Origin of the sequence: Actinokineospora diospyrosa (assembly GCF_024171925.1) — a bacterium.
GTDB classification, from domain to species: Bacteria; Actinomycetota; Actinomycetes; order Mycobacteriales; family Pseudonocardiaceae; genus Actinokineospora; species Actinokineospora diospyrosa.
In genome coordinates this window covers 129,609-152,619 of sequence record NZ_JAMTCO010000009.1, presented here as the reverse complement: position 1 = coordinate 152,619, position 23,011 = coordinate 129,609, and the positions used below count along the sequence as shown (strand labels likewise).

Annotated in this window: 16 protein-coding genes and 1 pseudogene; 5 read left to right on the top strand and 12 right to left on the bottom strand. The window is 69.0% G+C overall.

Annotated elements, in window-relative coordinates; genetic code table 11:
- Positions 1–1,655: pseudogene (locus tag LV75_RS18905) on the bottom strand (hypothetical protein); the annotation flags it as partial.
- A 104-nt stretch (positions 1,656–1,759) separates the two neighbouring features.
- Here LV75_RS18905 and LV75_RS18900 point away from each other — a divergent pair.
- Positions 1,760–2,485 (top strand): class I SAM-dependent methyltransferase, encoded by a 726-nt coding sequence (locus LV75_RS18900; RefSeq protein WP_253888264.1) that lies wholly within the window; start codon positions 1,760–1,762, stop codon positions 2,483–2,485.
- A 194-nt stretch (positions 2,486–2,679) separates the two neighbouring features.
- Here LV75_RS18900 and LV75_RS18895 read toward each other — a convergent pair whose 3' ends face one another.
- A complete protein-coding gene (locus LV75_RS18895; protein WP_253888263.1) occupies positions 2,680–2,856 on the bottom strand; it encodes a DUF397 domain-containing protein in 177 nt (58 codons plus the stop codon).
- 19 nt (positions 2,857–2,875) lie between these two features.
- Complete coding sequence (locus tag LV75_RS18890; protein WP_253888262.1) at positions 2,876–3,727, bottom strand: helix-turn-helix domain-containing protein; 852 nt, start codon at positions 3,725–3,727, stop codon at positions 2,876–2,878.
- Between the two features lie 199 nt (positions 3,728–3,926).
- Here LV75_RS18890 and LV75_RS18885 point away from each other — a divergent pair, with 199 nt between their 5' ends.
- The gene (locus tag LV75_RS18885; protein ID WP_253888261.1) at positions 3,927–4,190 is read left to right on the top strand and encodes a hypothetical protein; all 264 of its coding nucleotides are present in this window, start codon (positions 3,927–3,929) and stop codon (positions 4,188–4,190) included.
- Positions 4,191–4,340: 150 nt separating this feature from the next.
- A complete protein-coding gene (locus tag LV75_RS18880; RefSeq protein ID WP_253888260.1) occupies positions 4,341–5,156 on the top strand; it encodes a helix-turn-helix domain-containing protein in 816 nt (271 codons plus the stop codon).
- Here the strand turns inward: LV75_RS18880 and LV75_RS18875 are convergent.
- Positions 5,130–5,984 (bottom strand): macro domain-containing protein, encoded by an 855-nt coding sequence (locus LV75_RS18875; protein WP_253888259.1) that lies wholly within the window; start codon positions 5,982–5,984, stop codon positions 5,130–5,132. The genes LV75_RS18880 and LV75_RS18875 overlap by 27 nt on opposite strands.
- Positions 5,984–9,127 (bottom strand): TIR domain-containing protein, encoded by a 3,144-nt coding sequence (locus tag LV75_RS18870; protein WP_253888258.1) that lies wholly within the window; start codon positions 9,125–9,127, stop codon positions 5,984–5,986. The genes LV75_RS18875 and LV75_RS18870 overlap by 1 nt, the downstream gene beginning before the upstream one ends.
- Before the next feature lie 52 nt (positions 9,128–9,179).
- Between LV75_RS18870 and LV75_RS18865 the strand changes: the two genes are divergently transcribed.
- Positions 9,180–9,653, top strand: coding sequence for a GNAT family N-acetyltransferase (locus LV75_RS18865; protein ID WP_253888257.1), 474 nt, complete (start codon positions 9,180–9,182; stop codon positions 9,651–9,653).
- Here LV75_RS18865 and LV75_RS18860 read toward each other — a convergent pair.
- A complete protein-coding gene (locus LV75_RS18860; protein WP_253888256.1) occupies positions 9,643–11,811 on the bottom strand; it encodes a helix-turn-helix domain-containing protein in 2,169 nt (722 codons plus the stop codon). The genes LV75_RS18865 and LV75_RS18860 overlap by 11 nt on opposite strands.
- A gap of 142 nt (positions 11,812–11,953) precedes the next feature.
- On the opposite strand from LV75_RS18860, the gene LV75_RS18855 reads away from it, so the two are divergent.
- Positions 11,954–13,018: an alpha/beta hydrolase gene (locus tag LV75_RS18855; protein ID WP_253888255.1), complete on the top strand. Its 1,065-nt coding sequence runs from the start codon at positions 11,954–11,956 to the stop codon at positions 13,016–13,018.
- A gap of 300 nt (positions 13,019–13,318) precedes the next feature.
- On the opposite strand, the gene LV75_RS18850 is transcribed toward LV75_RS18855, so the two are convergent.
- The 6 genes from LV75_RS18850 to LV75_RS18825 all read right to left on the bottom strand — a co-directional run bounded on the left by LV75_RS18850 (position 13,319) and on the right by LV75_RS18825 (position 22,812).
- The gene (locus tag LV75_RS18850; RefSeq protein ID WP_253888254.1) at positions 13,319–13,621 is read right to left on the bottom strand and encodes a MafI family immunity protein; all 303 of its coding nucleotides are present in this window, start codon (positions 13,619–13,621) and stop codon (positions 13,319–13,321) included.
- Positions 13,622–13,677: 56 nt separating this feature from the next.
- Positions 13,678–14,211: a hypothetical protein gene (locus LV75_RS18845; protein ID WP_253888253.1), complete on the bottom strand. Its 534-nt coding sequence runs from the start codon at positions 14,209–14,211 to the stop codon at positions 13,678–13,680.
- Positions 14,208–14,714: a hypothetical protein gene (locus LV75_RS18840; RefSeq protein WP_253888252.1), complete on the bottom strand. Its 507-nt coding sequence runs from the start codon at positions 14,712–14,714 to the stop codon at positions 14,208–14,210. Before LV75_RS18840 ends, LV75_RS18845 begins: the two co-directional genes overlap by 4 nt.
- 10 nt (positions 14,715–14,724) lie before the next feature.
- Positions 14,725–15,201: a hypothetical protein gene (locus LV75_RS18835; RefSeq protein ID WP_253888251.1), complete on the bottom strand. Its 477-nt coding sequence runs from the start codon at positions 15,199–15,201 to the stop codon at positions 14,725–14,727.
- Between the two features lie 134 nt (positions 15,202–15,335).
- The gene (locus LV75_RS18830; RefSeq protein WP_253888250.1) at positions 15,336–15,719 is read right to left on the bottom strand and encodes a hypothetical protein; all 384 of its coding nucleotides are present in this window, start codon (positions 15,717–15,719) and stop codon (positions 15,336–15,338) included.
- A 109-nt stretch (positions 15,720–15,828) separates the two neighbouring features.
- On the bottom strand, positions 15,829–22,812 hold the full coding sequence (locus LV75_RS18825; RefSeq protein ID WP_253888249.1) for an RHS repeat-associated core domain-containing protein: 6,984 nt from the start codon (positions 22,810–22,812) through the stop codon (positions 15,829–15,831).
- Positions 22,813–23,011: the final 199 nt, after the last annotated feature.

Here is a 23,011-nt window from a genome sequence, read left to right as displayed (position 1 = left end):
GGCGAGGCCAGGGCGGGGGCAGGGCCTCGGTCGCCGATCACTGGATCGGCGAGAGGCAGGGCGGCAGGGGGCGTGGTTGGGAAGGCGCTCGGTGAGATCGAGGATGCAGCTGCGGGCGAGGCTGGCGTGGGGATAGGGCCTCGGTCGCCGGTCACCGGGTCGGAGGGGGCGAGGGGTGGGGCACCGGCGGGTGCCTTTGATGAAGCGGATGGCGTCGTGAGGAGACGGCCAGGCACTGGGGAGGGGGTGGTGGTGGGTGAGGAGGAGGTGGCGGTTGCGGGGGTGGCAATGGGGGATGAGGAGGGCGGGGTGGGTGAGGTGCCAGTGGTGCGGGGTAGGACGGGGGGTGGGGTGTCGAGGGGGTCTTCGTCGGTCCAGGGGAAGGTTTCGGGGGTTAGGAGGCTGGAACCGGCGGTTACGCGGGGAAGGGCGGTCGCGCCCCAGATGTCGGTGGCGGAGATTCGTTGGGTGTGGTCTTCGGGCCAGGGGGCCGCGGTGGGGCGGGGGGTGCCGGACAGGTGGGCGGTGAGGGTGCGGGCGGCGAGGGTGGCACCGGGGGTGGTGGGGAGGACCTGGAGGGTGGACTTGGTGGAGTCCGGCAGTTGGTCCAGGACCTCGGTGAGGGCCGCGATCACGGCGGCGGGGATGGTGGGGCCGCAGGCCAGGAGGAGTTCGGGCGTGGGACCGGTCGGGGTCAGGAGGGTGGGGTCGACCGGGAGGGTGTCGGGGCGGGCGAGGAGGCCCCGGGCTAGGACGTCGAGGGACCAGCCGGGGGTTAGGCGGTAGCGGGCGGGGGCGAACATGGCCAGCGACGGCATGGGGGCGACCCAGCGGTCGAGGACCGGGGCGCAGCCGGGGCGGTAGACGCTCTCGACGGCGAAGGGGTACCAGGCGAAGTGGCCGTCGGGGTCGAGGTGGACGAGGCCTTGGGTGCTGGGGAGGCCGTGGAGGGCTCGGACGGCGGTGCCGCGTTCGCGGGCGACGGCTTGGGCGATGTCGGTGCCGTAGCAGGCTAGAACTACCTTGCCGCGCATGTCTTGGGGGAAGGCGTCCAGGGCTTCCACTACGGCCGCCGCGGTGGGGGGCTGCTCGCCGGGGGCGCCTACGACGATGGTGGGGCGTTCGGGGTCGGGCTGGATCCAGCGGAGGGGGTCGTCTTCGCGGGCGGGACCGCCGGGGGTGCGGAGCCAGAGGCCTAGGGGGATTTGTTCGAGGCCCGCGGGAAGGTAGCCCTGCCACCAGGGTTCGGGGAAACGGTGGCCTATAGGGCGACGGTCGGAGCCTGCGCCGTGGGCTACCCAGCCGAGGCCGGACGCGAAGGTGTGACCGTCAGCCAGGGTGTAGAGGTCACCGTCGGGAGCCACCACCTCGACGCCCAGGCGATCGGCGAGGCGGCGGGCCAGGGAGACCTCGCCCGCGGTCATGGTCGAGGCGTGCGCGGCCAGCAGACGCACCCCGGTGTCCACCTGGTCGTCGAGGTCGGCGACGAGCCAGGGGTCGAGGCGGGCCAGCGCGGGCCAGGCCGACGCGCCGACGACGACCGCGGTGCGGTGCCGTTCCTCGGGCAACGCGGACGCCAGCACCGCCGCCTGCTCGTCGGACCCCGGCTCGCGCAACACCAGCGCGTTCCCCGTTCGCTCCACCGTGATCGCCACGACGTTCTCCTTTCCGTTCCCACCCACCACACGGGTGGGGGTGGGCGGATGGTTCACCGGAATCCGGTTGCGCGTCCGCGACGCCGCCGGGGAGGGTGCCGCGCATGATCGGACCTCTGCACAACGACCTGGTGTTCCACGGACCGATGTCGGACGCGCGGGCGACCGCGGCGATCGAGTCGTTCGGCGACCTCGGCGGACAGCACGTGGTCGACCTCGGGTGCGGGTGGGCGGAACTGCTGCTGCGGACCGTGGCCAGCGACACGACGGCGACCGGCCACGGGATCGACACGGATGAAGGCGCGATCGCGCGCGGGCGGCTCGGGGCGCGCGGACTCCCGGTGACATTGGAGGTCGGCGACGCCAGCAAGTGGGACGGCGAGGCGGACGTCCTGATCGTCAACGGGGCCACGCACATCTGGGGTGGCGAGCCCGTTGACCACACGGTCAACGCGCTGGCGGCGGCGCGCAAGAGGCTGCGGCGGGGAGGTCGGCTGTTCCTAGGTGAGGGGTACTGGGAGCTAGAGCCCACCGACGAACAGCTAGCAGCGATGCCGATCGAGAGGGCGGAGTACCGGTCGCTGCCGGACTTGGTCTACCTGGCGCAGGAGCACGGGTTCCGGCTGTTGGCGCTGTCGCGGGCGAGTCGGGACGAGTGGGACCACTTCCAATCGCGGCACGGGCTGGGGTGGGAGAAGTGGTTGCTGGCCAACCCGGACGCGCCGGGGCGGGAGGAGGTGGTGGCGCGGGCGGACCAGCACCGGTCGTGGTGGTTGCGGGGGTGGCAGGACGTGCTGGGGATGGCGTACCTGACGCTGGCGGCGACCTGACGCGGGGCAACGAGGTGGCCAGCGGGGCGGCGGGCTCCTGTTAGTGCGGAAGTCGCGTCGCGACGGGGGAAGCTGAGGGAGCGGCACAGACCACGGAGGCCAGGACGGCTGGGGGTGGGCATGGGGGCGCCTGGTCGTGGAGATGGGCGGGCCCCCGCCCCGGGAGGGGGGCGGGGGCCTGGGCCGGTCCCGGGTCAGTGACCCAGGGTTCCATTCTTGACGGCGGCGACCAGTGAGTCGATCCGCCCAACGAGGGTCGGACCGGACGGGTTCTTGCTGTCGCGGACCTCGGCGAGCGTGTGTGCCAACTCCACGCACTCACCGCCGTTCCCACCACTGAAAGAACTCTTGCGCCACCTGACCTGCTTCATCTCTTGACCTCCCTGTTGACTAGCCGTCAACCAGGCTAGCCAAGAAGGCCCGCGTCTCCTCGGGTGATAGTGCTTGCTCGGACATGCGCTGGAAGTTGTTGGCGTACAGCGCGAGGTCTGCTGGCCGTTCCAGGTAGATCGCCCCGTCCGCGTGCTCCAGGTACACGAAGTTCGGGGACGGCTCGTCCGGCAAGGTCAACAGCGAGAACGGGTTGGTCATGCCGGGGTGCGGCCCAGCGGCGAACGGGAGAATCTGCAGCGTGAGGTAGGGCCACTCGGACGCCTTGAGCAGGTGCAGCAACTGCTCGCGCATATCCCCGATCGGCCGGCGCACGACCGTCTCATTGAGGATGACGTGCAGATCCGGTTGCCTGTTGTCCAAACGCAACTGCCGTTCCTGGCGGAAGGCCAAGAACTTCTCCAGGGCACCTTCGTCGACCACATCAACGAAGGCTGATCGCACCCCACGGGTGTAGCTGGGGATCTGAAGGAGGCCGTAGATCAGCTCGGACTGGTAGGTGCAGATCGCCTTGGCGTCGGCTTCGAAGCCGACGTAGGTCTCGTGCCAGTCGGGCATGGTGTCGCTGTGGCTGACCCACCAGCCGCGTTCGTTGGACTCCTCGGCTTGCCTGATCAGGGTGTCGACCTGGGGTGCGCCGATCCCGTACAGCTGGCAGAGGAACCGGACGTTCTTGGGCAGGATGGCGTGCCTGCCGTTCTCGATCCGACTGATTGTTGGCCGCTTGACGCCCAGGTAGTCGGCGGCGTCGTCCTGGGTCTTGGCCGCGGCTTCGCGCAGTTCGCGCAGCTGCTTGCCGAGCCGCCACCGGCGGACGAGTGAGCCTGGGGTCAGGTCATCGGTGTCGTTCATGGCCGACAGTCTCCCGGTTGCCCGCGTACGTACGCCAGTCACACGATCGAGGTATTTCCTTGGCGTACGTACGTCACGTACCGTCTCTTTCACCGACAATTCCCCGGGTGAGGTGGTGCATGCCCGTCGTGGCGCGATATTGGACCAGAGAACTGGATGATAGTGACCGTCCGGGTCACCTCGACGCTCGGGGGTGGCGATGAGGCGATCCTGCGCCGCCGTGTTCGGGGCGCTCGCCAAGTGGGGGTGGCAGCAGGAGGGAACCTGGTCGATCCCGTGCCGGGACCGGGCGGGCCACCGGGCCTCGATCCAGGTCGCGATCGCCCCGGCCGGGGTCGTGGTGACCTCGTCCGCCCCGGGTCCGTGGGTGATCGACCCGCTGCGGGTAGGCAGATTGCGGGCCGCGCTGCGGGACGCGGCGCTGACCTTCGCCGCGCTGGAGGACCGGCCCGAGGCGAGTTGAACCCCCGGCACGCGGGCGCCACCTCCCCGCCCGCGTGCCGGTTCCCGGTGCCCCACCGCCGTCATGCCCCGACGGCAGGCGCCACCCGGCCGGTCCGCGCGACCCCGACCCGCGCGGACCGGCCGGGCCACCCCCACAGAAAGGCGACTGTTGACCTCCCGCATCCCCTCCCTGCGCTCCTGGCTGCTCGGCAGGCGCCTGCGGCACCTCATCGACAGCACCGGCATCGCGCACCGCGACATCGCCGACCGGCTGAACTGGCACCGCTCGGACCTCTCGCGGTTCCTCAACGGGCAGCGCGGGATCCCCAACCCGGAGTTGGGCCTGCTGCTGTTCACCTGCGGGGTGGCCACAAGAGCGCAACGGCAGCACTACCTGGCGCTCAACGCCGACGCGCGGCGTGAGGAGTGGTGGCACGACGGGCACGACTCCCCCTTGTTCATCCAGACACTGGACGAGCTGGAGACGCAGGCGGACACGATCGTGTCGTTCACGCCGGGCGTGTTGCCCGCCCCGCTGCAGACCGACGAGTACGCCGCGGCGATGGGCACCACGGCGCGCAGGCACGTCTTCGACCAGCCCACGCAGCCGAACTGGCACTTCGTGGTGACCCGGGAGTCGCTGACGCCGGGCGGGCTGGCGCCTCGGGTGGTCCAGGAGCAGGCCAGGCACCTGTTCTGGGAGTCGACCCGGCGGTCGGTGCGCATCCAGGTTGTGCCGCACACCGTGCTCAGCCACGACATCCCGTTCCGGCTGATCACCGTGGCCGAGCACGGCAGCCTCGTGCACCTGGACCTGGGCAACTCCGCGCTGTTCCTGGAGAACCAGCGCGCCATCGACCGGTACAGCACCCTGGCCGACAAGCTGATCGGCACCTGCGTGTCGGCCGACCGGAGCCGCGACCTGCTCGCGGCGCTGGCCGACCCGGTCGTGACGGGGTCAGGCGGTGGCGAGGAAGGCCGCTAGCTCCAGCATGTCCACCTTGTCCGCGTCGGACGGGTGGATGACGATGCGCAACTCACGGGTGACGACGCTGGTGCGGGATCGGGCGATGTAAGACAGGACGATGAGCCGGATGAGGCTGGCCCGGTCCAGCGAGTCGACGCGGGCGAGGTCCGAGCCGATGACGGCGATGGACACCGGCTGGCGGTGGGCGTGCCTATAGACCGCGTCCCACAGGGTCGACAGGCTGGTCCAGATGTCGTCAACAGTCCCGCGAACGACCAGATCGTCGCCCATGCGGGCGTAGGCCAGGCAGAACGCGCGATGCGGTCCGGCGTCGAGAACGGCGACCGCGCCCACCGGGTGGCGGGCGGATTTGCCGATGGTCTTGGTCGGGTCTGGCGTAGGGGGCGGCAGGGCCTGGGCGATGGCGTCGTCGAGCGCGGGGAGATCCGCGTAGTAGCGGCGTTGGAACTGGGCTTGGACGCTGGTGGGGTGGATGATCCGGGTGTCGGTCGTGTCGGTGTCGAAGGTGTCGGTGTAGCCGATGACCAGGTGGGTGTCTTGGTCGAAGAGGTCTCCGACAGTGATCGTGATGGTGGTGTCGGGGCGGCCTAGATTGCGCGAAAGCGTGCGCCGGGGCCAGGCGCGGACAAGGCCAACGGTGACAGGCAGGACAGCCAGGAGCAGGACCATGACCAGCGGCTGGTAGCTGGGCTGGGGCGTGAGAACGTCGTAGACCTGCAATGAGCCGCCAATGACACCAAAAGTGGCGAAGGCGTTGCCCGCGAACAGGGTGAGTCCCCGACGGGTGCCCAGCGCTGAGCGGGCGGCGTGCGCTCGTATGGCCATCAGTTCTCCGCGTTCAAGAGGCTGACTTCAGCTTCGACGTCGGCCAGGTCCCTGGCGTATTGGGCGTTCTCGGGGTCCACGGTCAGCAACTCCCCCATGTGCCGCTTCGCTTCGCCGAAGTGGTGGGCCGCGGTGTCGGCGTCCCCCTGGGCAGCGGCCAGCCGACCCAGTTTCCGGTGGATGATCGCGCGATCGCGCCGCATGCCCGGACCGGTCAGCAGGTCCGAGCACCGCAGGCAGGTCGCGTAGAACTCCGCCGCCTCCTCGACCTCGTCCTGTTCGAGCAGGAAGTCTCCCACCGCGCTGTAGACGACCAGCAGGCCCCGCACCGCGCCCGGGTCGTCCGGGGACGCGTCGTGCAGGTGCTCGGCGGCGTCCACGGCGGCCGCGAGGTGCCCCGCCCTGGCCTCGACGTGGTCGGGGCCGTACACGATCTTGCCCAACCGGAGGTGGCCCGCGACCAGGCCCCGCCGGAGGTCGAGCCGGTCAGGCAGCGCTGTGACCAACTCCTGGGTGATCCGGAGCGCCTCGGTGTAGTGCCTATAGGCCACACCGTGGGCGAAGTAGGCCTGGGCTTGTATGCCGGAGAGGTCATGAGCGTTGGCCAGCAACCACAGCGTCTCCTCGTCGGGGTGCGCGGTCGCCAAGCGCGCCGCGGCGTCGTGCAAGCGCCGGATCTTGTCGTCGACGACCAGCCCGCACGCTTGCGACACGGTGCATTCCAGGCCGAGCACGCGCGCGCCCTCGATGACGGTGATCGGGAACAGCGGCACGACCTCGGCGAGGAACGCGGCGCACGCGACCAGGTGCCCCGCCATCTCCTGGGCGAAGCGCTCCGCGAGCATCTCCGCGACCCCGTACCAGCCCAGGTTCGCGACGTGCCGGACGATCTCGACCTTGTCCTCGACCCGGGCGGACCCCGCCTCGACGCGGGCGGAGCGCATCGCGAACCCGCTGCTCTGCCGGATCTCCCGTTGCGTGGGCGGCAGGTGGCGGCGCAGGGACTCGGCGACCCAGGCGTGCATGTGGTGCTCGTCGCCGGTGGTGCTGATCAGGGTCAGGTCGCGTAGACGAGCGATGTCGGCGTCGAGAGTGGCTGAGTCGTGGGTGAAAGCCAGGTCCGCGCGGGTGGTGGATGCCCTATAGAGGCTCATCTGCAGCGCTAAGTCGGATTGGGCTTCGGTGAGGTAGGTGAGCAGGGCGCTCAGGAGGATGTCGCGGCTGCCTAAGCGGATCGCGTCGGTGATGCCTGCGGTGAGGTCACGCGTGGCCTTGGGGTCTATGCCTTCTGTCTTGGCGAGAGCGCGGAGTTTGGCGGTGATGTGGCGCAGGTCGGCGCGTTGGCGGAGCAGCACGTCCAGGAACTCGATGAGCCTGGGGTGGCCGCCGAGGGTGTGGGTGACTGTGCGGCGGTCGTCTGGTGACAGGTCGCGTAAGGCGGGCAGGCGTAAGTGCAGGCGGGCTTGCTCGACGGGGGTAAGAGGCGGGAGTTCGACACGGAGGAGGAGGTCGTCGTTGGGGAAGGGGTAGCGGGAGGTCACGAGGATCGTGGCGGCATGCGCCTCTTGGCAGAGGGTCGTGAAGAGGGCGGCGATGCCTTCGTCGCGAAAGTGGCCGTCCGGAGTGAGGTTCTGCTCGAAGTCGTCGAACAGGACCACCAGTCGGCTGGTGCGCAGGTGTTCGTGAACAGCGTCCAGGTCGCCGTTGGACCCGACGATCTCGCTGATGAGCCGGGCGGGGTTCCAGGCGCCTTCGTGGATCACGATCCGCCACCCGTGTTCGCGGGCGCGGGCGAGGATTCGGCCCGCCACAGCCGTCTTACCGATGCCGCCCACGCCGGTGATGGCGACGCCAGCGAGATCGCCGTACCTATCGCGGTCGGTGTCACGGATGACGGCCATTGCGGTGCGGACAACGTCGCGGCGGCCGATTAGTCGGCCTATAGGAAGCTCACGGACTCCGACGCCCGTGCTGGGAAGGGTTTCGTGAGACAGAGGTACAGCGGGAAGGCTGGGGTCGACGAGCGGTTGATCGGCGCCGCAGCGCAACAGGATCGCGTGCTCGTCGCGCAGCGCTTGGGCGGCGGTCGCGCCTTGGGACAACGCCTCGTAGAGCTCAGGTCCGGGGTCGGGGCTGACGATGACGCGGTCGGCGCCGTGCCGGACGAGGGTGATGGCGAGTTCCACGCTGGAGACGACGATCAGCGGGAGTGGCCGCTCCCCCGCGCGCAGGGCGTCGACGAGCCGCTGGACGGGGACGAAGACCGGGGTGCCGTCCTCGTCATCCAGTTCGACACCTTCGGGTGAACCAGGGGCGCTGAGCCGGAAGACGTGGAACTGGTCGGCGCGCAGGGCGTTGGAGATCTCGTCGAGGGAGGCGACCTCGAGGACACGGGTGTGGGCGGGGATGTCGGCTTCGAGGTCGGTGGAGAGGACCTTGAGCGGGCCGGGGAGGGCGGGGGTGGCTTGGCGTTCGATCCCGCGTAATCGGTGCGAGACGCGGACACCGGGGAAGGCGGTGAGCAGGCGACCGTCGGGTAAGCGCGGTGGCTTGGCGGTGGTGGCGTCCTCGGGGAGCCAGACGACCACGTCCGTCACTGTGCCAACGGGGCTGCCGTCGATCGCCGCGGCTAAGTCCGGGCTGTCGACGTCGTACTCGAGGCGTTGCGGCCCTAAGGGCGGTTCGACGATCCCGGGGCGGTTGAGCAGGAAGCGTAAGAGCTTGTCGGCGCCTTGAGGGGTGTCGACGTGGTAGACGGTCGTTGTCGAGGGGGCCAGGAAGTCCGGGACGCCGTCGCGGGTCTGGCCCTTGACGACGACGGGGACGAACCGGGTGAGGTTGTCCTGCGCGGCGTGGAAGGCGTCGCGGATGAGCCTGGCCTCCCATTGGACGCCCCGGCCCACCTCCGCCGACTCGCGGCCCTCGGCGCGCTTGCGGTACTGCTCGGAGGCCACGCACAGCACGACGTCCGCGGCCCGGATCTGGTGGCCCATCCAGAGCGCCCAGTCCTGCCGGGTCTCGGCGGCCACCTGGTCGAGTTTGGCGTCGATCCCGTTCGCGCGCAGGAACACCCACAGGTCGCGGACGGCTTCCCGGTGCGCGTCGGACTCTTGCGCGTAGGAGATGAACACCCGCAGGGTCACGTGGGGATTGTTCCAGAGAGCGCTGTCGGTGTCGGGGTTTAGCGTGAAGGGCATGGAATTCGAGGTGCGGCCCGCGCGGGCCGAGGACGTCCCGGGGATCGGGGAGGTCCACGCGGCGTCCTGGGAGGCGGTGTACGCGCCGCTGTTCGATTCGACGTTCGCCGAGGCGGGGATAGCCGACAGGCGGCAGCGTCAACGGGTGCTGGACGGGCTCGTGGTCGCTCTGTCCGCTGGGCGGGTGCTGGCGTTCTCTTACACGGTTCCGTCCGGAGAGCGTGAGAGGTTCTTGGAGATCCTGAGCTTCTATGGGCATCCGGACGGGTGGGGCTCTGGGGTGGCGTCCGCGTTGATGGCGGGGACGATCGGCGGTGTCGAGCGGGTGCACCTGTGGACGCTGCGGGACACCGAGCAGTCGCGAAGGTTCTATAGGAAGTGCGGGTTCGTGGAGACCGGGAACGAGCGAACGCGGGACTTCGGGGACGGGAAGCCGTTGGCGCAGGTGGAGTACGTGCTGGTCAGCGGGTGAGGTGCGTGCGTAGGCGGTCGTGGCGGAACTGGTAGACCGCACCGGTCTGCCGGAGGACACCACGGGCATGGGCGTCGGTCAGGAAGGTGGTGACCGACCACGGGAGACGACCCATCAGCGGTAGGCATACCCGGGTCAAGACGAGCCATTGGCCCCAAGCGGTGAAGGCGAGCGCGTAGGAGACCGCACCGCTGATACCGCCAACGGTGGAGATGACCGCAGCGCCGATCCCCTCCCACACCAGGTCGGCAAAGACTCCATCGAAGACCGCGACCACCAGAACACCGGACACATAGAGGGCGAGCGAGAGCAGAGGGGCGAACAGGAGGACCGTGCGGATCGCGGTCGCGCGATTGGCGGCGAGGATGGTGAGAGGGCCAGTGGCCGAGGTGAGGTCGTGCGGGGACTCGAGGAGGGCGACCACCCCGAGCACGGCGCCCACAGCCAGGCCGAAGGCCAAGCCGATCATCAGCGAGTTGACCATGGCGAGCCGGATCACGACGTCGAGCGGGCCGAAACCGGTCGCGATGCCGCGCAGCAGCAGGCTGACCGGGCCGTAGCCGACACCGACGAGGAAGCCGCCGCAGAAGCCCGCGAGCATGCGGGTGGGCACGGTGGGGGCCACCCGGACGCGGCCGCGGCCCAGGCGCAGGCGCACCCGCGACGGCGCGATCCGCACGTCGAGGAGCACGATCAGCAGGCCGTAGATGAGGCCGAACCCGAGGCCGACGATCGGGCCGATCAGCAAGCCGTCGAGCAGCGCGGACCCCACCCCGAGCCCGGCGGCCAGCATGAGCGGCAGCGACACCGCGATGTCGACCAGGGCGGTGACCAGCGACGAGGCGAGGACGACGGCCAGGATCCGGGTGGCGCGGCTCAGCGTCTCCCCCAGTCGCCACCAGGCCACCTCGACCGGGCCGACGCGCGCGAGGTGGCCCAGCCAGTGCTGGACGCGCTCCAGCGGCCACCGGCGGTCGTCCTGGTACACGGCGGGCACGAACCCGGCGAGCAGGTGCTCCTCGACGGCCTCGGTGGTGTCCAGGGCCGGGTCGGCGAGGGCGGCGGGGCTGTCGCGGTGGGCGCGGGCGAGGGTGACCATGAGCGGGGTGCGCAGGGCCCCGGCGAGCGGGTCGGGCAGGTCGGCGATCAGCGGGTCCCACGAGTCGGCGTCGCGGCTGGCGCGGGGCAGGTAGTGGGCCAGGTCGGTCGGGGTGAGGTCGTCGAGCCGAACCCCGGCCGACCAGTTCAGCACCGTGCCGACCGCGGCGTACTCCTCGGGGCGGCTGGTGAGCAGCATCGGCAGGGAGGTCTGGTTGAGCGCGGCCATGGCCGGGGCGCGCAGGCCCTCTGGGAGTTCGTCGAAGCCGTCGAGCACCGGCAGCACCCGACCCGCCTCGACCAGGGCCGCGGCCAGGGTGGAGCCGGACGGGGCCGGGGCGAGCAGGCCGGGGTCGTCGCGCAGGAGGCGGTCGACGAGCCAGTCGTGCAGCGGGGTGCCCGGGTCCCAGCCGCCGAGGGTGAAGATCACCGGGACCGGTTCGGCCGGGGAACGGGTGTCGAGGTGGTCGAGGACGAACCGGATGGCCAGGACGGACTTGCCCGACCCGGCCTCGCCCAGCACGACGAGTCGCCCGGACGGGACCGCGCGATAGACCTGCGCGATGTCGGGCAGTTTGCCGGTCAGGTCTATAGGTTGCGCTTTCTCTCCTGGAGGGAGGCGGCAGATGTTGTCCCACCGGTCGGCCAGGTCTGCGGGCACGGGCCGCCAGCGGACCGGTAGGGGGAACGGGTCGTGCACTCCGCGCTGGCCTTCTTCACGTTTCCACCGCGCTTGGACGATGTGGGCAAGCCTGCGCGCGGCGTCGGACAGGCCATCGTCGACCGGTGGGCCTGCCTGAACCGGCCATTCCCGCTGCGCAGGTAGCTCTACCGGGTCGTCGGCAGCCGCACCGGCCATAAGGGTGCGCCGCTCCTGGGGGGCGAGTTCCAAGGCGTCGGCGATGAGCTTGACGGTGCCGATCCTGGTGTCCCCCGGATCCGCGCTCTCCAGCCTGCGGACAGTGCGTTCGCTGAGGCCGGAGCGCTCCGCGAGTTCCCGCTGGCTCATCCCGGCCGCGCGCCGCAGCCCGCGCACCAGATCGCCGAACTCCCCCGTCACCGCGGCCCCCGATCGACTGAGAAGTGGACCATATCGCCTACCGGACTTCCTTTGCCTGTTCCTGGCCTGTTCAGCTGACCAGCGCGTTCGCCAGCCTGGTGACACCGGACCACTCGGGCCGGGTCCTTGGGAGGGGATCTCCATGAACGTCCAGAAATTGTCCCGCTGGTGCGCCGCGATAGCGATCTGCCTGGCGGCGGTAGAGCCAACTCAGGCGAAGGCGGCGGTAGCGCCACCGCAGTTCGCCAACGGGTTCGGGCTCACCGTGATGGCGCAACCGACGTGGGTCGACGAGGCGCGGCGAACGTTCACGTTCTCCGTCGCCTCCACTGAAGTCCCGCGGCCGACGCTGCTGCCGGGGCAGGTGGCCGGGCAGCACGTGATCGTGGTGACGCTGCCGGAGGACTACGCGAGCTCTATCGCGCGTTACCCGGTTCTCTATGCGCTACACGGCAACCCGGACATGCCCAACACGGAGTGGAACATCCGCCGGGCGGAAATCGCCACGCAGGGCAAGCCGGTGATCACGGTGCAACCCAATGGTGTGCGCAGCTGGTACTCGAACTGGGTGAACCCGGGTGCTGTGGGTAAGCAGAACTGGGAGAACTTCCACCTGAACCAGGTCATCCCGTTGGTGGACGCGAACCTGCGGACCATCGCTGGCCGGGACGGGCGGGCGCTGCTCGGGCACTCGATGGGCGGGTTCGGCGCGCTGCACTACGCCGAGCACCGGCCGGACCTGTTCGGCTACGTCGGCTCGATGTCCGGCGGGCTGGACCTGCTGAACCCGGCCATCCGCGCCGCCGTCGTGGGGACGTCGCTGATGACGGAGTCCGGGGTGCCCACGGTGGGTGCCGACGCGATCTTCGGTCCGCCGGTGTGGCCGTTCGACGGGATCTGGAACGCGGAGAGCCCGGCGCAGCACGTCAGGCCGCTGCGTGGCATGGGGGTGGCGCTCTACACGGGGAACGGGGGGAACCTGCTCGACAACCCGGTGCAGGCGGTCGTCGAACAGCAGGCGCGGGAGACCAACCTGGTGACGGTCGCGAACCTGACCGCGGCGGGCGTGCCGTTCGACTTCTACGACTACGGCGACGGCAGCGGGTGGGCGCCGGGGTGCACCGGTAAGCACGCGCAGGCACCGTGCCTGCAGAAGGCCATGTCCCACTTCGTCGGCCTGATCCTCGGCCGCCTCCAGCACCCGTAGGCGGCACGTCATGTCTCAGTACCGGTACTTGTGCGGCGAGTGCGGGTTCCACACCTCTTGGACTACCGAGTCGGCGGGCGCTGCTCAGCAGGAACAGCACTACACGCAGCAGCACCCCGGCATCGTGCCCGGCGGGACGGTGACTGTTCGCGAAGGCGGCGGGGGCGGGGGCGGTGGGTGCTTGGGTCTAGTGGGGATCTGCTTCTTCTTGTTGCTCGGCGCGAGCACGTGCCGCGGACAGGCTCGGAGCATGCCTGAGCCGGTGAGCATCGTGTGGCAGGTAGGGCGTTAGTTCCGGCGTCAGAGGGTCCCCGCGGTCGTTGGACCGCGGGGATCGTCGTCGATGAGCTCTACCAGCTTGTCGGCGGCTAGGGACTGGTTCAAGTACTTGTACTGAGCCATCGCCTTGGCGTGGAAGGCTCGGGAGATAGGGAGCGAGTCTTCGTAGATCCAGGAGCACAGGGTGTCGAAGGCGATGTCGAGCTCACCGGCGTACACCGACTCCTTGATGTCCTGCCGGACATCCGCGGATGTTATGGGCGACTCCGCGAGAAGCTCCATTATGCCCGCTTGAATCCAGCGATAGTCGACGTCGCCTTCCACTCGCCGCACCTCTTCTTGATCTTCGAGCTGGCACTCGGTGGACGCTGGGGCTGCTGCTATTCGGGCTTGTCGAAGGTGAGAATACTCGCGCGGAAACCACCCTCAGAGTCTGACTCCTGGAGCTCCACAACGAAGTCCGGCAACGCGTCGGTCGTCGGGGCGCCGTCGGGGCCGGTGGATCCCGCCTCGGCTTCCCAGTCCACCAGGTGGACGCGTACCGCGTAGCGCCCAGCACGGATCGGGACCTCGTGGGATCCGCCGATGTACGGACCGACGTTCTCGAGGCCGCCCAACGACAAGGTTCCCCGTGAGACGAGCAGGTACGGATCGGAGGAGACGATGGTGTACCGCTCTTCCCTGGCACTCCGAGCACCTTCGCGAACGACAACCTGGAAAGAGCCGTCTCCGCCTACGTTGAGCGGAACGAAAGCACCTTCGCGGATGTGCCGCTCAAGCACATCGACATCCGAGACCACGTCCTCCCACGCATCCAGATCCACCACGCCTTCGAAGCGCTCCGGCTGCCACAGGCCACACATGCCCGCCCCAGTACTGGCGACGTAAACGCCTTCGAACGGCGGGATGCTCATAGCGATCCCCTAGCACCGGTCCGCGATGATGATGTGTTGTCGGGTAGGCGTGCCGCGGTCAACTGGCCTGCGAAGGTGTTCTCGACCAAGACCCGCGCATCAGGCGAGTAGACCCAGAACTCGGCAAACGTGCCTGCGATGTCGGCCAGCAACTCGGCGAAAAGATCGACGGCGATCATCACCGAGGGGACGACGACCTCGCTCCAGATGACGACCACCCGGTCACCCACCAGCCGCAGCCACCGGGACATCGCGACCTCGAATTCAGTGGACGCCTCGTCCAGGACGAGGCCAGAGTCGACGGCGGTCCAGTCGATCGTGCCATCACGGTGCTGGGGGAAGCGGTGGAGGCTTTCGTTCTCGTAGCGGTAGTGCCGCTCGAAGTCGAGCAACTCCACACCGGGGCGGCCGACCCAAAGGAGCTTCTTATCCGCCAGCGTGAGTCGAACCATGGAACGGGGCAGCAAGGCAGGCTGCATCCCGTAGACCCCTTCGAGCGTCACAGGTTCTTGCCTACTCTTCATTGTGGGCGGTCGCGAGTAGCCGGACCACGGGGTTGTCCTCAATGCCAGGAATCTGAGCCACCAACGTCGCGTAGGCCGTGGAAACGAACCGGTCGCACGCTTCGATCATCACCGCTCGCGGCACGGCTCCTTCCGCTTCACTGCGTGAGGCCATCACGAAGACCTCGTCCCCGACGGGCCGGAACCGAATCCAGTTCGCATTCTCGGTGAAGTCGACCGTCGCCACCTCGCCCTGCGACAACCGGCCGGACACCCACCGCATCTGCAGGGCGAAGTCGACCAAGGGCACCTGCACATTCCCCACCACCACCGGCACGTCACCGACGATCAACTCGAGGCGCACCGAGCAGTACTTGTACCGAAGCCCCGTCTCCCCCACGCCGGCGGCTTCGGCCTCGAGCAGATCGCTCCAGGTTGTCCACCAGCCGGAAGACCTGTCCGGGACCGAGAAGGCGAGACTCAGCACCACCGATCCTCCACTCGTTCCGGCCTCAGTACGGGAAGGCGTGCCGCAGCCAGACTCGAACCACGCCACCCCCAGAACCGGCGAGGGTCGTGTGGAGGTGGGTCACAGGTTGGTCACCACCCGGGATTGCCAACTTAGGGCGTTGCCATGATTTGCTGAACAGTGGGATTGTCCTCAAGGCCAGGCACTTCCGCCACCAGTGTCGCATAAGCTTTGGGCAAGAACACGTCGAGAGCCTCGACCATCTCGACCAGGGGCGCGGACGCTGCCAACTCGCCCCAGGAGGCGTGGACGCGGACCAGGTCTCCCTCCACGGTGAACCGGATGATCTCCGCATTCTCCGTGAAATCAACCGTTGTCTCCTCGCCCAACGGCAACCTGGTAACCAGCCAGCGCATCTGCAAGGCGAAGTCGATCAGGGGCAGGTACTCGTGGATGAACGACACACCGCCGACGACGAAGTCGATTTGTGCAGCACAGAAGTGGTAGCGGAGCCGCATCTCCCCCACCTCGGCCACGGCCTCCTCCTGCCGCAGATTGCCCCATTTGCGCCACCAGGAGGATGACTCGTCCGGAAGTGAGAAAGAAAGCCGCAACACCAGTAGCCCTTCATGTAGAAGCATTCCATCAGAACGGAAAGGCGGTTACAACCCTACCTTCGTGTACAACGACACGTATTGAAGTCAACGTCCTACCACCCGATTGCGGTCCAGATACGCCGACATCGGCGCCGAAATCCCACTCGTAAACTTCACCCGGCCGCATCTTCTTCGTTATCGGATCCCTTGTATTAGCTCTCGAGTAACCCCGGTCAATAGTTTCAATGATCCTCTTTCGAACCTCTTCATCCTCTCCCAGGAAGATGCCAGAGCCTTCCCTGACATCTTTCCCGCCTCGGCGGTGGCTGTCTTGGATGTGTTCCCAGTCCCCCAGCTCAAGTGCAGTCTCCCCACAGATCTTGTCGTTGTGGACAAGGACTGGGGACAGGCCAGCGAGCACATAGTACGTGTGGACCTGGTCGATGGTCAGGTCGTAGGTGCGGGTGGTCATCGTGTGTGAGCGGGCGGTGAGGACCTTGGTGTCCGCGCCTGGGGACTGGAGGGTGGTGCCGGGGGTCAGGTCGGACGCGCGGTGCCAGGTGGCGGTGGTGGGGTCGAAGAAGAGGTGGTGTTCGGTGACGACGATGTCGTCGGGGCCTTCGGGGGTTGAGGCGGTGACGGTGATGAAGTTGGTGTCTTTGTCGGTGACGTGGAGGGCGGTCACCGGGTGGGGTTCTAGGTTGTCGCTGCCGGGGGTGGAGTTGGCTACTACGTCGCCGACTTTGATTTCTTCGATGGGTTTGGTGGTGCCGTCGGCCATCAGGACGTGGGTGCCGCTGACGAAGCTGTGGCCGGACGTGTTGCAGAAGCCCGATGCCAGGGCTCGGGTGACGGACGACTCGGTGGCGGTTTCGGCGGCGGACTTGGCGGCGCCGCCGACGAAGCCGTCGATTTTCTTGCCGACCTTGCCCGCGATTTTGCCGAAGGGGACGAAGTCGATCCACATCGTGTAGCACGACGATGTGTCGCCGGTGACGCACTTGTAGACGCCGTAGCCGGGGATGAGGGAGAGGAGGACCTCGCGGTCGACCTCCAGCATGCCCGCGTCGTGGACCTCGCGGCAGAAGTCCTCCGGGCCTCCGGTGAACCCGCCGCCGCCGCACATGTTCTTGGCCCAGTCGGCGACCGCGCGGAGGTATTCGCCGTCGTTGTAGTTGTGGCCGCGGATGCGCTTTCGCAGTTCGTCGAACGTCGGGACGATGACGCCCGCGATTTTAGGTTGCTTGGTGCGCTCCTTGTTGTTGCCTGAGACGACGTCGTCGTACCGCACGGCTGCGGCGGCCTCGTTGCGCAGGGTGCTCGTCGAGTATTCGAGGCCGATGTTGTCGTAGTCGGCGATCAGGCCGGAGGGGTCGCTGGCCGAGGTGGGGTTGTTGTTGACGTAGGCGTAGCCGGTCCAGGACTGGGGGTCGCCCGCGTCGAGGATCGGGTCCACGGAGATGAAGCGGCCCAGGGAGGCGTCGTACTTGCGGGCGCCGATGTCGGTGAGGCCGGTGGCGGAGTTGACCGGCTTGTTCAGGAAGCCGTGCTGGGTGGTCCACGGCGGTTGCGGGCCGCGGGCCTCGCCGTAGGGGGTGGACTGGCGCCAGGTCGGCGTCTGCCCGGTGTTGTTGAGCGACAGGGTGCCGGTGCCGTGGCGGTCGGTGAGCTCGAACCGGTAGTTGGTGCCCGACCCGGTCCGCACGGCTTGACCACCCGCGGGCAGGGCGTAGAAGCGGGTGCCGGTGACCGCGTTGGTGGCGGTGTCGAGGACGAGCTCCTGGAACGGCAGGTACAGCGTCGTCTTGCCGGGGTCGCGGCGGATCAGCTGGTTGCCGTCGGCGTCGTAGACGTACTTGGTGGCGCCGGAGGTGGTGGTGACGGTGTCGAGGCGCCCGTTGGTGTTCCAGGTGAGGGTCTGGTTCCCCGACGGGAGGGTCCGGCTGGTGGTGTTGCCGGTCGCGTCGTAGCCGTAGCTCGTGGAACTCGTGCCGCCGGGGCCGGTCGTGGTGGTCCCGGTGAGCGCGTGCGGCCGGACGGTGGTGGCGCCGCCGGTCGGGTAGTTGTAGGTGGTCGTCGTGTCGGCGGCGCCGGAGAGGCCGTGCTGGACCTGGCTGGTGCGGTCACCGACGGCGTCGAACGTCCAGGTGGTCCAGTAGGTCGAGGCCGCGCCGAGAGGGTTGCCGACGGTGGCCCCGCCGTTGGTCGACGGGTCGGCCGCGCACAGGTCGGTCGCCGTCCAGGCCTGGCTGAGCCGGGCCAGGCCGTCGTAGCGGTAGCACTGGGTCTCGGTGGTGCTGTTGTTGCGGGTCGACTTCTCCTGCGTCAGGTTCCCCGCGAGGTCGTACTTGTACTCGGCGTTGTCGATGATGCCGGTGTTGTTGGCGTACGTGCGGTTGAGCAGCGCGCCGGTGTGGTCGTCGTAGCTGAACGTCAGGTCGCCGGTGTTGCCGGTCGGCGTGATGTCCACATAGGTCGGTCGGCTGTAGGCGTCGTACCCGGTTCCGGACGCGTACCCGGCGACCTGGCTGCCGAGACCCGAGAGCAACTCCATGTTGGTGTAGGAGTAGGCCAGGTTCTCCTGGGGCAGGCCGCCGCCTGCCGGGATCAGGTCGTAGGTCTGCCTGCCAAGGGTGGAGTTGTACTTGTGGGTGAACTTGTAGGTGGTGCCGAGCGCGCCCTCGTTGGTGGGGATGACCACCGTGGTGTCGAGCCGCGAACCGAAGACGTTGAACCCGGTCGTGGTCTTGGTGGTGTAGGCGTACGCCGTGCTGCCGGCGTACACATAGGACGTCGAGGAGGTCAGCCTGCCCTTGGCGAACGGGAGGCCACCCGGACCGCCGTCGTACTCCCACGAGGCCAGCAGCGGCGACGCGGACGTCGGGCCGTCGTACTGCGCCGTCCTGCGGTTGAAGGAGTCGTAGGCGTAGCTGACGGTCGCGCCGCGGGCGTCGGTGTTGGAGCTGAGGTTGCCGCCCAGGTCGTAGGTCGAGGTGAGGATGCCGCTGTCCGGGTCGGTGCTCGACACCACCTGGCCGAGCAGGTTGTAGCCGGTGGTCCAGGTGTTGCCCGCGGGGTCGATCTTCTGGTGCGGGCGGCCCAGCCGGTTGTAGGTGAACTGGGTGGTCTGCTTGGCCCCACCCGTCACCGTGAGGCGGCTGGAGAAGGTGTTGGCGGGCACCGCCACCGCGGGGGCGGTGGTGTACTGGTCGATGGCGACCGCGCGGCCGAGCGCGTCGGTGACCGAGGCGTTGACGACACCCCCCGTCGACGGGATGGCGGTGACCCGGTCGCCGCCGTAGACCGTGGTGGTCTTCTCGACGTCGACCGCGGCGCGCTGGGACACCGCGACCACCGCGCGGCCCAGCCCGTCGAAGGTGTAGCGCTGCTGGCTGAGGATCTGGTTGTCCGGGAAGCCGACCAGGGTCCCGTTCGGCGTGGACGAGGAGTCCCAGTACGGGGAGTTGCGCTTCACGACCCAGCCGTGCGAGTCGTAGAAGGTGTTGGTCAGCAGCCGTCCGCCCTGCGGGGTGGGCGACTGGGTCTGCCGCTCCCGCAGCAGGGAGTCATAGATGCCGTAGCTGACCTGGTAGGTCTCCTCGTTGGTCAGCTTGTACGAGGTCACCACCGACGGGGCGGTCTGCGAGAGCGCGTAGGTGAACTTCACGGTCGCGAGGGCCGAGGTGGGGCGGTTGGCGGTCCACACGCCGGTCACGCGCCCGAGCGGGTCGTACTGGGTCGTGGTCGTGACGTTGTTGACGTCCTTGCCCTCGACGGGCAGGCCGCGGGCCGGGCGCACGGTCGAGGAGACGGTGTGGCCGAGCACGTTGGTCGCGAGCGTCCCGGTGGTCAGCCCGCCGACCATCGTGTACGCGGTGGTGAGCTTGCCGCCGCGGCCGTCGTACGACTCGATCGGACGCCCGTAGGAGTCGTGCACCGTGGCCGAGGTCGTCTGGTAGCTGTGCGCGCCCGCGCCGTACCCGGCCGCCGCGCGGACCACGGACAGGTCACCCCTGGTGGGCGCGGCTTGCGGCCAGGTCGGGGTGGCGGGTTGGGGCCAGGTCTGGGCGAGGACCGGGCTGTCGTAGAAGTTCCGGGTGTTGCTGATGACGTCATCGGGTCGCACGACCCCTGTCGGGGCGGCGAGGGCGTTGACCTGGGCCGGTGTCGGGGCGGACGTCGTGGGGGCGACACCGCCGCACGGCTTGGCGATGACGTCGGTCTCGGCGACGAGGCCGACGATGTTGAGCGCCGTGTTCGCGGGGGCGTAGGTCATCGAGGTGCAGGTGGCCTGGTCGGTGCGGGAGAGGTCACCGTGGTCGTAGGTGAAGGTCGGCAGGCCGGTCGCGGGGTCGAAGGTCCGGTCGGTTTGGGTGTACCGCCACGTCGGGGACGCGCCGGAGTAGACGGCTTGGCGCGACCAGGTCTCGGCGGTCCCGGTGTGGGTCGCGGTCAGGGCGGGCAAACCGGTGCGGCTGCGGGTCGCCCTGGGCGCGGAGACCCAGTACGAGGAGATGGTCGAGGACTCGACCGGGCCGCCGTCGCCGAGGTAGGTGGTGCTCTCCAGCGGCTGGCCCGCGAAGCGCGGGTCGTCGACGTGGGCGCCGCCCTGGGAGTCGGTGAGGGTGACCGAACGCGTGCCCGAGGGCAGGGTGTCGCCGTGCATGCCCTGGTAGTAAACGGTTTCGGCCAACGTCTGGGGTTGGCCGACCTGGCCGGTGCGGACCTGGACCTTCTGGTAGCCGCGCCACTGGCCCCAGGTGCGGTCGGCGGCCTTGACCACCTCGTTGTCGTCGTAGTGCCAGGCGGGACCGGTGTAGGTGTAGCTGGTGAGCAGGCGTTCCGAGGTGACGCCACCGGTGTTGTCGGACTGGCTGACCGCGGCGACGGCGTACTTGTGGAACCAGTCGTTCTGCGGGGTGCTGTAGCCCGGCGGGGTCCACTTGACCGGGAAGCAGCGCGAGCCGTTCGCCGAGGGGGCCGTTGCCACCGGCCAGGTGCAGTCGCTGATCGGGGTGTAGGAGACGCCGAAGGTCGCGCCGGTTTGCGTGGTGACGCCGCTGATCCGGTAGCGGGTGAACGGGACCAAGCCGTCGTTGGGGTCGTCGACCCGGTTGGGGTAGGCCTGTCCGGCGAAGGTGACCGTGGGCAGGGTGATCGGGGTCGTCGAGCCGCCGCCGGTCACGTCCTGGGCGGTGCGGGTGATCCCGGACAGCCACAGGGTCGCGGGCGTGGTGTCACCGGTCGCCGGGAGCGTCTGGGTGAGCGCGATCGAGTCCACCGGCCGGTACTGGGCCGCGGCCGTGTCGTACTGGCGGGTCTCGATCGTGGTCAGCCGCACGGTCGACCAGAAGGACGGCGCCTTCGGGCCGCAGGCGGTGCCGGAGGCGCAGTTGAGGTCGAACGGCACGTCCGGCCAGTTCGCGGCCGTGGCGGCCGAGAGCGGAGAGCAGGTGCCGGTCAGGCAGCGATCGCCGGTCGTGAAGAGGACCTGGTTGGGCGCGGTTCCATAAGCGTTGCCGTCGAGGAAGCCGTAGTCGATCCGGTCCAGGTGGCTGTCGCGGACGTAGGGGACGTTGGCCGCGCCGTTGTTCTGGCCGTAGAAGTTGGTGTCCTGCTTGTAGTAGTAGGACATCGCGTTCTGGTGCACGTCGACGACGTAGTCGAGGTTCCAGCGGTAACCCATGGTGCACACCGACGAGGCGAACCCCGCGGCGTTGTAGCACGGCTCGCCCGGGTGGGAGGAGAAGACGGGCGTGCTGTCGACCGAGTTCGTCAGCGGTTTGCCCGCCGACCACCCGGGCAACTGGTTGCGGCCGAACAGGAACACCGTGCCGGACTGGTCGGTCACCTTCCAGTACTCGGTGTTGTAGGTCCCCGAGCCGTTGCCGCTGCCGGTCACCCGGGTGACGACGGTGCCCGGCTCGGACGCGGAGGCGTAGACGCCCTGGGCGGCGTCCCAGACCAGCGAGGTGGTGGCACCCTTGAGCGACATGGTGAGGATCTCGCCCGCGTAGCAGCGGTCCTCTGTGGACACAGGTGAGGGCGTGCCGCCCGGCGAGGAGGAGCACGAGACGTACGAACGCTCGATGAACGAGGACGGCGAAGCCCACCCGTCACCCACCCACGAGGCCTGGGCCTGCGTCGCGGCGGTCTTGCCGTCCACCGAACCGGAGTCGTAGGACAGCGACACGGTCGGCACCAGCGTCGAGGCGGCGGGCGGAACCGGGATCGGGTACTGGTAGGTGAACGACCCGCTCTGGGTCCCCCCGGTCCACGACCCCTCCGGGCTCAGCGAGGTGGCGGTGAACGAGCCCGCACCCGAGGACGACGACGCGCCGCTGGTCAGGGCGAACACGGTGGGCTTGTTCACCGTGGTGGTCACCGACTTCGAAGCCGCCTCATTGGCGTGCGCGAGCGGCGTCTGCACCCGACAACTCGGGACCTCGGGCGTGCTGAGCGCGCAGGCGGGGAGTCCGACGAGCCGCAGGCGGGCACCGAAGCCGCCACCCGCGGCCGAGTCGAAGCCGGCGTAGTCGACGCCGACGGTGACCGCGTCCTTGACCGCGGCCGAGGGGGTCGCCGCGACGAGTACGCCGTCGATCCCGGCCTTCGCAGCCAGGTCACGGCCGAGCACGCGGACGTCGACGGCGCCGGGGGTGACACCGCCGGAGTCGGTGGCGGCCCACACCGGCGTACCGGGGGCGTAGGCGCGGGTGCGGGGGCTCGCGGCGGTCCGATCGCGGCCATCGGTGATCGGCTTCGACAGCGCGATCGACGCCGAAGCCGTGGTGGGCCACGACGTGATCGGCGCACCGGCCGACCGGCCCGCCGCGTCGGTGAGGCGCGCGGGCGTCGAGGTGATCGGCGTGCCACCGGTGACCGACTTGGTGTACGAGACCTGGGGGCGCTCCGCCTCGGCGGCGCTCGCCACCCCCGGTAGCGCGGACACCCCGGAGAGGGCCGTCGACACGACCAGCACCGAGATCAGGACACGACAGCGAACACGTCCGGACAGGGTCAACCCACCCACGTCAGCCTCACTCCCCCAGGAGCCGGAAACCCGGCAGACCGGCGTGAACTCTGCCATATGCGGCGACGAAGGCAATGGCATCGCGCCACGACGCACATCACACCAACCTCACCCGCACAGCGCTTTACGCCGAAGATCACGACGCATATATTCGCCGCGCTCGCGGCATCAATGCCGCGACACCTGGGGAATAGTTCGT

Excerpts from the sequence above, each read along its gene's own strand:
- LV75_RS18855 (WP_253888255.1), top strand. The coding sequence starts at position 11,954 with ATGAACGTCCAGAAATTGTCCCGCTGGTGCGCCGCGATAGCGATCTGC.
- LV75_RS18865 (WP_253888257.1), top strand. The coding sequence starts at position 9,180 with ATGGAATTCGAGGTGCGGCCCGCGCGGGCCGAGGACGTCCCGGGGATC.
- LV75_RS18875 (WP_253888259.1), bottom strand. The coding sequence starts at position 5,984 with ATGGCCATACGAGCGCACGCCGCCCGCTCAGCGCTGGGCACCCGTCGG.
- LV75_RS18895 (WP_253888263.1), bottom strand. The coding sequence starts at position 2,856 with ATGAAGCAGGTCAGGTGGCGCAAGAGTTCTTTCAGTGGTGGGAACGGC.
- LV75_RS18885 (WP_253888261.1), top strand. The coding sequence starts at position 3,927 with ATGAGGCGATCCTGCGCCGCCGTGTTCGGGGCGCTCGCCAAGTGGGGG.
- LV75_RS18900 (WP_253888264.1), top strand. The coding sequence starts at position 1,760 with ATGATCGGACCTCTGCACAACGACCTGGTGTTCCACGGACCGATGTCG.
- LV75_RS18845 (WP_253888253.1), bottom strand. The coding sequence starts at position 14,211 with ATGAGCATCCCGCCGTTCGAAGGCGTTTACGTCGCCAGTACTGGGGCG.
- LV75_RS18890 (WP_253888262.1), bottom strand. The coding sequence starts at position 3,727 with ATGAACGACACCGATGACCTGACCCCAGGCTCACTCGTCCGCCGGTGG.